The following is a 12,697-nucleotide window of genomic DNA, read 5'->3' on the forward strand; positions in this document are numbered from 1 at the left end:
AAGCAAATGATTAGGCTTTACGATATGATATCGCACTTGGTTTTCTGGGGGTCCTGCGTGCTTCAATTTATTTATTCACAGCTTATACGCTTGGCGCTACCGTTTATTCTACTGCGGTTGTGGTGGCAAGGCCGAGAGGCGCCGGAACTAAGGGTGAATTGGCAACAGCGTGTTGGCTTTGTGCCTCGGGCCAGCGGTACGGTTGTCTGGGTACATGCTGTGTCGGTGGGTGAGACGATTGCCGCGGCGCCCATGGTGCGGCGACTGCTCGCCCGCAATCCCGATATTACTGTCTTGATGACAGCCATGACGGACACAGGCCTCACGCAGGCGATGAAAATGTTTGGTGGTCAGGTTCAGTATGCCTACGCACCCTATGATACTCCCGGGTCGATACGCCGCTTTCTGAATCGGGTCAATCCTAGGATTCTGGTCATTATGGAAACGGAAATATGGCCAAACATGATTCGCCAAAGCCGCTCCAGAGGTGTGCCGGTATTCCTGATCAATGCACGACTCTCCGAACGTTCTGCACAGGGTTACGAACGTGTTAAGCGTCTGGTTGCGCCGATTATGCGCAGCATCAGTTGGGTGGCTGCTCAGGCTGAAAAGGATGCAGAGCGCTTTCGCAGAATAGGGGTGGCTGCCTCTAAAGTTGCCGTTACTGGCAGCGTCAAGTTTGATGTGGATATACCTGAGGCGGTGCGTCAAGAATCACTGCAGTTAAAACAGTCCCTATCTAACCGTCCTGTATGGGTTGCTGGCAGCACCCATGATGGCGAAGATGCCCAGTTATTGGCAGCGCATAAGCAACTTTTGCGCGATCAACCTGAAGCACTTTTGATTATCGTGCCACGCCACCCCGAGCGGTTTGAATCCGTGGCGGATTTGGCTCTCCAAAATGAGTTTTCTCTGGCGAGGCGCTCGTTGGGCGATGATTTTTCAGGTGCCCAAGTATACCTTGCCGACACCATGGGTGAGTTGATGATGCTCTATGGCGCCAGTGATGTAGCTTTTGTTGGCGGTTCGCTGATTCGGCGCGGCGGTCACAACCCTTTAGAGCCCGCAGGCTGGGGCATCCCTGTGGTTTCCGGGCACCACGTGTTCAACTTTGAAACGATCTATCAAAGTCTCCTTGACGGTGGTGGTGTGACCATGGTCGGTAACAGCGATGAACTCTTTCATCACTTATCAACTTTGTTCAGCAATGCTGATGAGCGTCAGGCGAGTGGTCAGCGGGCGCTCTCGGTGGTTAACAAGAATAAGGGTGCACTGGATAGGGTTGTTGATGGAATCATTGCGAGGGTGTGATGAGAGGCAGGGTGCGGAAGCTGGGTTCCACACCCTGTTTCAGTCATTGTCCGAGTATTAAAGGTTAACCTAAAGGGTCGGGTCCTTCAGGGTTTCTTTATCGTTGGCGAGAGCCTCAATGCCCGGTGCGTTGGCGCTAAGCCAGTTGTTCAGTTCAATCAAATCTCTCGGGCTGAGTGTGCCTGCAGCCTGTTTTAGCTGAAGCATGTTGATGACGTAGTCGTAGCGTGCGTTGGCGTAATCTCTCAGGGCCACGTAGTAAGCTCGTTCCGCATCCAGTACTTCAACGATATTCCGAGTGCCTACGTCATAACCCGCGCGAGTGGCATCGAGTGCGCTGCGGCGGGAGATGATGGTGCGCTCCAGAGCTGAAGCTGTTTCAATATTATTGTTGATCGTCAGGAACAGGCTGCGGGTATTGACACGCACGTCGCGGCGAACGGTATTCAACGACTGTTCTGCCACGGTCACCAAAGACCTCTGCTGACGCACCCCCGCTTGAGTGCCGCCGCCCGAGTACAAAGGCACCGTGAGGTTCAGCGCGATAACACCCTGAGTTGTTTCGCCGTCACGCTGCAGGGCGGGCGGATTTTGCTCGATACCGTGAACATCGGATTTACCGTAAGACGCACTTAGATCCAAGGTGGGGTAGTGGCCCGCCTTGGCTTGTTTTAATCCGGATTCACTGGCGTTCAAATCATACATGGCAGACTGAATAGACCAGTTCTGCTCCAGCGCGGTCATTTCCCACGCAGCTGGGTCCATGGGCTCCGGGCGGCCAAGAGGGAAATTCTGGCGCAGGTTTTCCAGTTCGTTCGTGTATTCGCCAGTCAAACGGGCCAGCTGTTCCTTGGCAATGTTTGCTTGGTTCTCTGCAGCGATGCGTAAGCTCCTGCTGTCGTCGTAGCTGGCGCGGGCTTCGTACACTTCTGTGATGGCAATAAGGCCCACATCAAAACGCTCTTGAGCTTGCTCGTATTGGCGCTGGATTGCTGCCTCGGTGGCCTGAGAGGTCATTACCGTATCTTGCGCTCGCAACACGTTAAAGTAAGCAGTTGCGACGTCAAGAATCAGTTGCTGTTGGGCCAGATTGTACTGAGCACGTGCTGAGTCTGTTTGAAACTGGCTGGCGTCATAGCGAAACCATGCGTCAGCGCGAAACAGAGGCTGTGTCAGTTGAAGGCCGTATTTTAGCTCGCGATAGCTGTTGTCTTGGTTGGGGCCGTCAATATCAATATGTTGGGCATCGCCATAGGCGCCAATTTGAGGCAATAAAGCGCTCTGGCTGATATCACTCGAGGCCTGCTGCGATTCGAATCTGGCCTGAGCTGTTGCAATACCAGAGTCGTAGGAGAGTGCTTTCTCGTAGGTCTCTACCAGATCCAAGGAAAGGGCGGGCTGTGCCGCCAAGAGGCCAACAAGTCCGGAAAGCAATCGTTTTTTCATTGTTACTCCTGAGTACATGTGCGCGTCTGCGCCCTTTCGAGGCGCTCAACAGGGATGCCGGATATCTAAAGATATTACGGATCTGGCATCAGTAATGGCATGGAAAGTCGTACCGGCCTAAACAGACCGGTCATTATGGACAATAATTGCGCTCAGCTCTACACTTGCAAACAGCACTCACTTTGCGTGCTATGTATTACAGACTCGCGTCTTGACGGGGTGCTGGCGGCCAGACGTATTTAGGCCACCGGCTGAGATTGCAACGCAGAACCCGCGACCTGATCCGGATAATACCGGCGTAGGGATTGAGACCAGACTATCGAAGAGCCAGCACTGCCTAATAAACAAAGGCAAAGCTACTATCTCCGTCATGCGCGACCCGAATACCAAAACAATTTTCCGGGAGCGAATGATGACAGATTTACCAACTTACCTCAGTGATTCCGCCCGCGTAGATTCCGCCGCGATACAACCGTTGCCAGGATCGCGGAAAATATACGTACAGGGTAGTCGCTCCGACCTACGGGTGCCTATGCGGGAAATTACCGTACAGGACACACCCACAGAACTGGGTGGTGAGAAAAATGCGTCAGTGATGGTGTACGACACCTCGGGCATCTACAGTGACCCCGGCGCGACCATTGATCTACGCAAAGGGCTTCCCGCTATTCGTGCTGCATGGATAGCCGAGCGTGAAGACACCGCACCCTTGTCAGGTTACACCTCTGAATACACCCGCCGTCGCATGAAAGACCCACAGCTTGATCCGCTTCGTTTCATGGATGAGCGCAAACCACTGCGAGCGCTTGAAGGTAAGAACGTTACCCAGATGCATTACGCCCGCAAAGGCGTTATTACACCAGAGATGGAATACATCGCGATTCGCGAAAACATGAAACTACAGGAAGCTCGGGAGCAGGGCTTGGCAGATGATCAACATCCCGGCCAATCCTTCGGCGCCAGCATTCCAAAGGAAATCACCCCCGAGTTTGTGCGCAGTGAAGTTGCTCGAGGTCGGGCGATTATCCCGGCCAACATCAACCATCCCGAATCCGAGCCCATGATCATCGGTCGCAATTTTCTGGTGAAAATCAACGGCAACATCGGCAACTCAGCGGTCACCTCGTCAATCGAGGAAGAAGTGGAAAAGCTCACCTGGGGCATACGCTGGGGCTCCGACACCATCATGGACCTGTCGACCGGCAAGAACATTCACGAAACCCGTGAATGGCTGATTCGAAACTCGCCGGTTCCCATTGGCACAGTACCCATCTATCAGGCTCTGGAAAAAGTAGGCGGCGTTGCCGAAGACCTCACTTGGGAAATCTTTAGGGACACCTTAATCGAGCAAGCGGAGCAGGGCGTTGACTACTTCACCATCCACGCCGGCGTGCGCTTGCACCACGTACCCATGACCGCCAAGCGCACCACAGGTATTGTCTCTCGTGGCGGCTCCATCATGGCGAAGTGGTGTTTGGCCCATCACAAAGAAAGCTTCTTGTACGAGCACTTCGAAGACATCTGCGAAATCATGAAGGCTTACGACGTTTCCTTCAGCCTCGGCGACGGCCTACGCCCGGGCTCCATAGCCGACGCCAACGATGCTGCCCAGTTTGGCGAACTGGAAACCCTAGGTGAACTCACCAAAATTGCTTGGAAGCATGATGTTCAATGCATGATCGAAGGCCCCGGCCACGTACCCATGCACCTAGTAAAAGAGAATATGGATAAACAGCTGGAATGTTGTGACGAGGCTCCCTTCTACACCTTAGGCCCCTTGGTTACCGACATAGCCCCGGGCTACGACCACATTACATCCGGCATCGGCGCTGCCATGATCGGTTGGTTCGGTTGTGCCATGCTTTGCTACGTCACTCCCAAAGAACATTTGGGCCTGCCCAACAAAGACGATGTAAAAACCGGCATCATTACCTACAAAATCGCCGCTCACGCCGCTGACTTGGCCAAAGGGCACCCCGGCGCCCAAATACGCGATAATGCTCTTTCCAAAGCCCGATTCGAATTCCGTTGGGAAGACCAATTCAACCTTGGCCTCGACCCAGACACCGCCCGAGCCTTCCATGATGAAACCCTACCGAAGGACTCCGCCAAAGTGGCACACTTCTGCTCCATGTGCGGCCCGAAATTCTGCTCCATGAAAATCTCCCAAGAAGTTCGCGACTACGCGGCAGAGAACGGCATAGACGAGATTTCGGCAGTGGGTGCTGGCATGAAAGAGAAGTCTCGGGAGTTCGTGGAATCTGGAAGTAAGCTTTACGACAAAGTGTAAGTTCTTAGCCTGATTAGCTGGCTGGGTGCTATCCAGCCAGCTAATGACTGTAAGTGTATTACTATGATGCACGGGGCAGCTGTGGGCGAGCGCTTCCCAAAACTGTGCGAAGCCATGGATGGCGTAGCCAAGCGTACAGGGATGTATCCACAGCGTGTTTTGGGAAGCGCTCGCCCGCAGCTGTCTTGCACCCAAAGCAGGCTTGCAATAAACAACACCAACCGGCTATCGTGCAAAACCCAAGTCAAACAGAGCAAAGCATGACAAAGCCGTTCCAGTTTAAAGCCAGCGACGTCAAAGTCGAAAAGCGCGAAACCGTCTTTCAAGGCTTCTTCCGCATGGACAAGCTATGGCTGACACACCCGCGCTTTGACGGTCGAAGCATGCCACAGTTTACCCGCGAACTCTTCATTCGTGGCGACGCCACCTGCGTACTCCCCTACGACCCTGAAAGGGACGAAGTTGTACTGCTTGAACAGTTCCGCCTCGGTGCACTCGGACGCGAACAATCGCCTTGGTTGCTGGAGCTGGTCGCCGGAATGAACGAAGACGGCGAAACAAGCGAAGAGGTCGCCCAAAGGGAAGCTGAGGAAGAAGCGGGCCTAAGCTTTAGCAAATTGGAAAAAATTTGCGATTACTTGGTCTCCCCGGGCGGCACTACCGAAATGGTCTACCTGTATTGCGGGAAAGTAAGTACCGAATCCGCGGGCGGTTTGTTTGGTTTGGAAGAGGAAAGCGAAGATATACGAGCTCACGTCGTTTCTGCAAACGAAGCTATAGCCATGATATCTGATGGTCGCATCAACAACGCCGCTGCAATTATTGCCCTTCAATGGCTGGAGCTAAACCGTACAAGGTTGCGGGCAGGGTGGTAGTTATGAACGAATGGGCAATGAAACCCAAGCGCTACGTGCCAGACCTGCGTCAACTGGGCGCTTTGTGCGAGGGCAACTACCATCGCCTAGGCCGACTGCGCCAGCTGAGGGTCGACGATGAACCCGTATGTGAAATCGAGTTGCATCGAGAAAGTGAATACTTAGGGCGCGTTCGAATTCAAGTGCTGCAAACCGCGCGCTACACCGAAACCCTCCTGCTTGAGCAGATCCATAACAAGGGCCGTTGGCTCAATAATCCACAGATGACTGTTCGGGTATACCACGATGCCATGATGGCAGAGGTTATTAGCTGCTATCGCGATACACAAATCGCACCGGTTAACGACTATCCCAATCGCTTTATGCATCACCCGGATGAAAAAACTCAGGTGAACGGATTTCTTGCCGATTGGTTGGAGTACTGCCTACGATTCGGCCACTTGCCTCTTGAGCATGCGGCCTGGCCCGGCGCAGGAAATACTGGAGAGACCTCCGGAGAGAAAGCTGAGAAGAGTGCGGGAAAGAGCGCTGATTGATCTGGCAGACCAGCACTGAGGTAAAACCAGATACTTGGAAAGGCGCATTGAGTTGGCAAAAACGGCAATAAATTACTCGCGTTGAGCCAGAATGTGACGCCGGTTCCAGTCGCAAGTGATAAATCCGGAAGCTGACAACGTACACTTGCATGCGAACCATGGGAGCCTGAGTTAGGCTGTAGCCCATGAATCTGTTCCTCATTGGATGACAGCAAGCAGATCGATAAGAATCATGACTTCAAAGCTAACCACCCGACCGCTTCGGGTACTGCAGTTAACCGATCCACACCTGATGGCGAACGCTGATGGCGCATTGCTCGGTGTAAACACTCGTGACAGTCTGGACGCTGTTATAGCCGAGGTGCTCAAATCCCACGGGCAACCGGATCTTATCCTTGCCACGGGCGACCTCGCTCAGGATGGTTCGGAAGAAGCTTATCGGGTTTTGGCTGATCGTCTTGGTGCTTTTAGCTGCGAGTCAGCATGGATTGCCGGAAATCATGATGAGATTGCGAGCCTGAAGACCATTGCAGCGCGCTTCGGCTCAGATCGTCGTCACATTATTAAAGGTGGTTGGCAGTTTATTCTTCTGGACTCATCGGTTCCAGGGAAAGTACACGGAGAGCTGGCGGAATCCGAGCTGGATTTTTTGGCTGGGATGCTTGCGCAGTATCCAGAGATGCCAGCGCTTATTACGCTACACCATCACCCAGTCGATATTGGTACCGATTGGATGGCCAATATTGGCCTTAAAAATCGTGAGGACTTCTGGCAGTTAGTGGACCGCTTCCCGCAAGTAAAGATTGTGCTGTGGGGGCACATCCACCAGACCCACGAACAGCAGAGAAACGGTGTGAAGCTTCTGGCTAGCCCTTCCACCTGTATTCAATTTACTTCCGGCTCGAGCAAGTTTTCCGTAGAAGACTTGGCGCCCGGATATCGCTGGTTTGAGCTCCAAAGCTCCGGCAACTTCTCAACAGAAGTCTGCCGGGCTCTGGATTTCGCGTTCGAGCTTGATCAGACCAGTTCCGGTTACTGAACGGCTTCTACAGTCTCTTGTTTCACAGTACTGCTCACTTGGCTTTGCGTCCGCAGTTGCTGTGCTGCAGCGACCATAGCCCTGAGCGCCGGTATAACTTCTTCCCAGCGCCTCGTTTTCAAGCCGCAATCCGGGTTGACCCACAACCGCGCCGCAGGAATCCGCTCGGCAGCCTTTTTCATCAAGTCTGTCACTTGCTCCACTTGCGGAATGTTCGGCGAGTGGATGTCGTAAACGCCCGGGCCAATATCGTTGGGATATTCGAAGCCTTTGAACGCGTCCAGAAGCTCCATGGCCGACCGTGATGTTTCAATGGTAATCACGTCCGCATCCATGCGAGCAATGGCGTCAATAATATCGTTGAACTCGGAATAGCACATATGGGTGTGAATCTGAGTATTATCCTGCACGCCGTTGGCGCTGATACGGAAGGATTCTATGGCCCATTCCAGATAGCTATTCCAATCTGACTGTCGCAGCGGCAGCCCTTCCCGCAGGGCGGCTTCGTCAATCTGAATAATTCCTACTCCGGCTTTTTCTAGATCTTGCACCTCTTCACGTACGGCCAAAGCCAGCTGTAGGCAGGTGTCTTTACGCGGCTGGTCGTCACGCACAAAGGACCAGTTCAGGATCGTCACCGGGCCGGTTAGCATGCCCTTCATAGGCTTGTTCGTCAGAGATTGGGCGTATGTGGTCCAATCTACAGTCATGGCCGCGGGGCGGCTTATGTCACCGAAAAGAATCGGTGGCTTGACGCATCTAGAGCCATAAGACTGCACCCAACCAAAGCGGCTGAACACATAGCCTTCCAACTGCTCACCAAAGTACTCCACCATGTCGTTACGTTCGGCTTCGCCATGCACCAGTACATCCAGACCAAGCGCTTCCTGTTGCTCAACGCAATAGGCAATTTCTTCGCGAATTCGCGCAGTGTAGTCCTGTTGGCTCAAGTTTCTCTGGCGGAATTCCTTACGAACCTCCCGTATCTCGGGTGTCTGCGGGAATGAGCCAATGGTTGTGGTTGGATACGCTGGGAGCTGGAATCGCTCTTGCTGCAACGTAGTCCGAGCGCTGAATGGACTCTTGCGCTGACCATGCTCGGGCGTAATGGCTGCCAATGCCTTTGAAACCGCAGAGTTGTGAACCCGCGAAGATTGGCGGCGGCTCGCGATGGACTTTTGGTTTGCGCTCAGCTCTTTCGCGACCGATTCACGGCCTTCATCCAGCGCTTGGGCCAGAGTGTTCAGTTCCTGCAGCTTCTGCCGTGCAAAGGCCAACCAGTTACGGACCTCCGAATTCAGCGTGGTTTCGCTTTCCAGATCAACGGGAACATGAAGCAGGGAGCAGGAAGGTGCAAGCCAGAGCCGCTCTCCCAGCTTTTCTTTCAAGGGTTCCAGCAAGTCTAGTGTTGCGCTTAGGTCGGTTTTCCAAATGTTACGGCCGTTGATGACACCAAGAGACAGTACCTTGTGGGCTGGCAGCCAGTCCGCTAAGCGTGCAACTTCATTTTGTGCGCTAATAGCATCCAGATGAACGCCCGCTACCGGCAGTTCGCAGGCAAGCTGCAGGTTTTCTCTTAGCTCCCCGAAATAGGTTGTCAGTAGCAGTTTTACCGGCGCTGTTTTCAGCTCGTGGTAGGCGAGAATGAATGCATGACGCCAGTCAGCGTCCAACTCAGTAACCAGTGCGGGTTCATCAATTTGAACCCATTCGGCGCCGGCATCAGCAAGCTTAGTTAGCAGCTCAGTGTAGACCGGTAGCAGCTTGTCGAGCAGCTTCAGGCGATCAGAGTCGTCCTTGGCCTTGCCCAGCCAAAGGTAAGTAACGGGACCAATGATGACCGGTTTGGCGTTAATGCCTTGTGCTCGGGCTTCGGCAAGTTGCTCCAGAATGCGATCAGCGTTCAGGCTAAAGCTCGTGTCGGTGCTAAACTCCGGCACTATGTAGTGATAGTTGGTGTCGAACCATTTGGTCATTTCCCCTGCATGTACGCTGCAGCATGCGCTATCGTTGGGCGAGCGACCCCGCGCGACACGAAAATACGCGTCCAGCGCAGAGCCATTCTGGGTGCTGGCCCGCTCAGGCAAGTTGCCGAGAGTGGCACTCATGTCAAGAACCTGATCGTACAACGAAAAATCACCTACAGGCGCCAGCGATAGGCTTGCCTGCTCTTGCCAGTTTTGTGCCCGCAATCCTGCGGTCGTTTCTTGCAGGGCTTGCTCACTAGACTTGCCATGCCAGAGTGCTTCCAAAGCAAATTTAAGTTCCCGGCGGGCGCCGATGCGCGGGTAGCCGAGGTTGTGTGTTGTGGTCATTCCGAACTCCTGATTCAGTGTTTAGTAGGCTGTAGATAGGAGTTGTTAGGTTAGCTTTAAGGTTTGATGAAAAATAATGGTATTATTTCAGGATCCAATTAATTCTACTCATGGATCAGGAAATGATTGAGCGTAATCACTTGGAAGTTCTTCGAGCTGTGGAAGCGGAGGGCTCCCTGACAGCGGCAGCGAATCGCCTCCACCTCACTCAGTCCGCACTGAGCCACTCTGTTCGTAAACTGGAGCAACAGCTGGGAACCCCAGTTTGGCTTAGAGAAGGGCGGCAGCTACGTCTGACTCAGGCTGGCAACCACCTGTTGGCTCTAGCCAACCGCCTGATACCACAGTTTGAGCATGCGGAAATGCTGATCGGCCAGTTTGCCAAAGGGCAGGCGGGTACCCTTCGTATCGGCATGGAGTGCCACCCTTGTTATCAATGGTTGTTGAAAGTTGTAGGCCCCTACCTTAAACAGTGGCCATCGGTGGATGTGGACGTAAAACAGAAATTTCAGTTCGGCGGAATTGGCGCGTTGTTTGGTCACGATATCGATATGCTGGTTACCCCGGATCCATTACACAGACCGGGCTTGGTGTTCGAACCAGTGTTTGATTACGAACAGGTGTTGGTGGTTTCGGCCAACCATGCTCTTGCTGGCAAGCCTTGGGCAGAGGCTGCCGATCTCGAACCAGAAACACTGATTACCTATCCCGTAGCCATTGAGCGGTTGGACGTGTTCAATTATCTACTGGTGCCCGCAAACATGCGCCCAGCGCGCCACAAAACCATTGAAACTACCGACATTATGCTGCAAATGGTCGCTGCAGGGCGTGGGGTGGCAGCCTTGCCCCGCTGGCTGGTATCTGAATACAGCGACCGACTGGGCATAGTTCCGGTAAAACTGGGTAAGGAAGGCATCGCCAAACAAATATTTCTGGGCCGCCGTGAGCGCGATGTGGGGGTGCAATACATGGATTCCTTCATGAAGCTGGCGAGAGAGGTTCGCTGGCGCTAAGGTTTCGGTTACACTGCCCAAAAAATTTGTCAGGAATTACCCTTATGAGCGAAACACCTCCCGATCTGAAATACATTGAAACCCATCAGTGGGTGCGCGTAGACGCCGACGGCACTGCCACAATAGGCATTACCGACTTTGCTCAGGAACAGTTGGGCGATGTGGTGTACATCGGTGTTCCGGAAGTCGGCGATACCGTTACTGGTGGTGAAGAAGCCGGCGTTGCCGAATCCGTAAAATCCGCCTCCGATGTGTTCAGCCCGGTAACCGGTGAGGTTGTTGAGATCAACGAGTCTCTTGAGGATGAGCCGGAGAAGGTTAACGAAGATCCTTACGGCGATGGCTGGATGTTCAAGGTCAAGCTTGCCGATAAAGGAGAGCTTGATGGGCTGATGGATGCGGATACTTATTCGGAGCATTTAGCGGCTGTTGAATAAATCTGAGGGAAACGGCGGGCAAGGCTTTATATATAATCCCGCCCTGTTATTCTTCCCTCCTTAGGTAGTCGCCGCTGACCACTTCTCCCCTTTTCAGGCCTAAGTCTTAGGTTGTGTCAACTTTAGGACGGAGCCTTGTAGTTCCGTGGCGTGGAAATTGAACCCATGCTATTCGGTTGCGTTGCAATCATTTGAAATGAGCTGAAAGAACTTACCGTCATGTTTGTTGAGGCGACGCTCACCATTTCAGCGTCTACCAATCAATGTGGCGGTGATTTCTTCGGGCTTAGCCAAGCTTTTACAGAGCTGCTGAGCTTGCTTTTGATGGCGGTCACCGGCGTTGATTGTTTGAGCAGTTGATTAAGCCTTCCCACGAATGCTTTCGGTGGTATAACCAAACCATTTCTTGAAGGCTCGATAAAAATTTGGTGGGTACTCATAGCCCAACAGGTAGCTAATTTCCTGTAATGGAATCGCGGTGCTTTCTAGATATTTTTTGGCTAGCTCCATACGTACTTCCGAAACAATATGTCGATAATTAGTCCCAGCTTTTTTCAAACGTCGATGAAACGTATAGGTAGGGATTTTAAATCGCGCCGCCATTTCCTCCTGGCTTAGAAATCTTCTTTGGGGGCTTAACAGAAGGGTTTGGCGTACCTCGTTAACCAAATTTGATTGCTCATCTAGTTGCGCCATGATCAGCAAGCATTGCTCGTGACAAAGTCTTGATGTTGCTGGGTTTGCCGCTGGGAACGGCAGGTCATACCAGGACTCTGGGAAAGATAGTTCCGTTTCAGGTTGATCAAAAGATATTATGCCGGGAAATATATCTTCATAAACTGACCTGTATCCCAAGTCAGGGTAGGCTAATTTTAGCTGAAGTTCAGTGCTTTCTGAAACCTCTGGTATGCGTTGGCATATCCAACTCCACGTTGCAGCCAGCCATTCTTCCTGAAGAGCTCTGGGATCGATTAGGGAACGAGCAGGCCACTCCAGCACCACAGAAACTCGACCGTCTCGGACACTGCGTTTTCCTGTAATCGGATGGGGTAGTAGCACGGTGCCATTAAAGGTTAAATCCCAAGATTTTCTAAGGCTTTCCGCACTCAGAGATGCATAACCGAGAACGCCAATGTCGGTGATGTTATAGCGGCTGCCAAGGCGAAGAAAGAAACCACCTTGTGGTATCTGTGATGCCACTATTTCCAGCAACTGATAGTACTGTTGAAAGCTGAGCGAGCTTTCACCGGAGTTCAGACTGTTGAGATCTAATCCAAGTTGTTCGAGCTGAGTGGATAGGTCTACTTGCAGATTCATATCTGTCAGGCACTGGCGAAAGTGTTTGAAGAAGTTCAGCGCAATCTGGCTTGTTTCATCTCTTATTTCACGGCGTTGCATAACAGTCCAGCCTTAAATGGCAAATGTCCCTTGTCAT

General features: G+C 52.6%; 10 protein-coding genes and 1 riboswitch. Of the genes, 7 read left to right on the forward strand and 3 right to left on the reverse strand.

Annotated elements, in window-relative coordinates; genetic code table 11:
- The first annotated feature begins 57 nt into the window (after positions 1–57).
- A complete protein-coding gene (gene waaA / locus KO508_RS08635) occupies positions 58–1,311 on the forward strand; it encodes a lipid IV(A) 3-deoxy-D-manno-octulosonic acid transferase (protein ID WP_216007924.1) in 1,254 nt (417 codons plus the stop codon).
- Between the two features lie 69 nt (positions 1,312–1,380).
- Here the strand turns inward: waaA and KO508_RS08640 are convergent, their stop codons facing one another.
- Positions 1,381–2,757 carry a TolC family outer membrane protein gene (locus KO508_RS08640; protein ID WP_216007925.1) on the reverse strand — a complete coding sequence of 459 codons (1,377 nt, stop codon included), beginning with the start codon at positions 2,755–2,757 and terminating at the stop codon, positions 1,381–1,383.
- A gap of 205 nt (positions 2,758–2,962) precedes the next feature.
- A riboswitch (TPP riboswitch) is annotated at positions 2,963–3,079 on the forward strand.
- Positions 3,080–3,169: 90 nt separating this feature from the next.
- Here KO508_RS08640 and thiC point away from each other — a divergent pair.
- The 4 genes from thiC (at position 3,170) to cpdA (ending at position 7,497) form a co-directional block, all read left to right on the forward strand.
- Complete coding sequence (gene thiC, locus KO508_RS08645) at positions 3,170–5,047, forward strand: phosphomethylpyrimidine synthase ThiC (protein ID WP_216007926.1); 1,878 nt, start codon at positions 3,170–3,172, stop codon at positions 5,045–5,047.
- 260 nt (positions 5,048–5,307) lie between these two features.
- A complete protein-coding gene (locus KO508_RS08650) occupies positions 5,308–5,922 on the forward strand; it encodes an NUDIX domain-containing protein (protein WP_216007927.1) in 615 nt (204 codons plus the stop codon).
- A 2-nt stretch (positions 5,923–5,924) separates the two neighbouring features.
- Positions 5,925–6,458: a DUF1249 domain-containing protein gene (locus tag KO508_RS08655; RefSeq protein ID WP_216007928.1), complete on the forward strand. Its 534-nt coding sequence runs from the start codon at positions 5,925–5,927 to the stop codon at positions 6,456–6,458.
- A 232-nt stretch (positions 6,459–6,690) separates the two neighbouring features.
- The gene (gene cpdA, locus KO508_RS08660; protein WP_216007929.1) at positions 6,691–7,497 is read left to right on the forward strand and encodes a 3',5'-cyclic-AMP phosphodiesterase; all 807 of its coding nucleotides are present in this window, start codon (positions 6,691–6,693) and stop codon (positions 7,495–7,497) included.
- On the opposite strand, the gene metE is transcribed toward cpdA, so the two are convergent.
- Positions 7,491–9,812 carry a 5-methyltetrahydropteroyltriglutamate--homocysteine S-methyltransferase gene (gene metE, locus KO508_RS08665; RefSeq protein ID WP_216007930.1) on the reverse strand — a complete coding sequence of 774 codons (2,322 nt, stop codon included), beginning with the start codon at positions 9,810–9,812 and terminating at the stop codon, positions 7,491–7,493. The genes cpdA and metE overlap by 7 nt on opposite strands.
- A gap of 122 nt (positions 9,813–9,934) precedes the next feature.
- Here metE and KO508_RS08670 point away from each other — a divergent pair, with 122 nt between their 5' ends.
- Positions 9,935–10,825 carry a LysR family transcriptional regulator gene (locus KO508_RS08670; RefSeq protein WP_216007931.1) on the forward strand — a complete coding sequence of 297 codons (891 nt, stop codon included), beginning with the start codon at positions 9,935–9,937 and terminating at the stop codon, positions 10,823–10,825.
- Positions 10,826–10,869: 44 nt separating this feature from the next.
- On the forward strand, positions 10,870–11,262 hold the full coding sequence (gcvH, locus tag KO508_RS08675; RefSeq protein ID WP_216007932.1) for a glycine cleavage system protein GcvH: 393 nt from the start codon (positions 10,870–10,872) through the stop codon (positions 11,260–11,262).
- Positions 11,263–11,622: 360 nt separating this feature from the next.
- Here gcvH and KO508_RS08680 read toward each other — a convergent pair whose 3' ends face one another.
- Positions 11,623–12,660 carry an AraC family transcriptional regulator gene (locus KO508_RS08680; protein ID WP_216007933.1) on the reverse strand — a complete coding sequence of 346 codons (1,038 nt, stop codon included), beginning with the start codon at positions 12,658–12,660 and terminating at the stop codon, positions 11,623–11,625.
- Positions 12,661–12,697: the final 37 nt, after the last annotated feature.

The sequence above is a fragment of the Marinobacter salexigens genome, from assembly GCF_018860765.1.
GTDB lineage: Bacteria > Pseudomonadota > Gammaproteobacteria > Pseudomonadales > Oleiphilaceae > Marinobacter > Marinobacter salexigens_A.

Bases quoted from the DNA above. Each gene is read 5' to 3' on its own strand.
- KO508_RS08640 (WP_216007925.1), bottom strand. From the start codon at position 2,757: ATGAAAAAACGATTGCTTTCCGGACTTGTTGGCCTCTTGGCGGCACAG.
- thiC (WP_216007926.1), top strand. From the start codon at position 3,170: ATGACAGATTTACCAACTTACCTCAGTGATTCCGCCCGCGTAGATTCC.
- KO508_RS08650 (WP_216007927.1), top strand. From the start codon at position 5,308: ATGACAAAGCCGTTCCAGTTTAAAGCCAGCGACGTCAAAGTCGAAAAG.
- KO508_RS08655 (WP_216007928.1), top strand. From the start codon at position 5,925: ATGAACGAATGGGCAATGAAACCCAAGCGCTACGTGCCAGACCTGCGT.
- cpdA (WP_216007929.1), top strand. From the start codon at position 6,691: ATGACTTCAAAGCTAACCACCCGACCGCTTCGGGTACTGCAGTTAACC.
- metE (WP_216007930.1), bottom strand. From the start codon at position 9,812: ATGACCACAACACACAACCTCGGCTACCCGCGCATCGGCGCCCGCCGG.
- KO508_RS08670 (WP_216007931.1), top strand. From the start codon at position 9,935: ATGATTGAGCGTAATCACTTGGAAGTTCTTCGAGCTGTGGAAGCGGAG.
- gcvH (WP_216007932.1), top strand. From the start codon at position 10,870: ATGAGCGAAACACCTCCCGATCTGAAATACATTGAAACCCATCAGTGG.
- KO508_RS08680 (WP_216007933.1), bottom strand. From the start codon at position 12,660: ATGCAACGCCGTGAAATAAGAGATGAAACAAGCCAGATTGCGCTGAAC.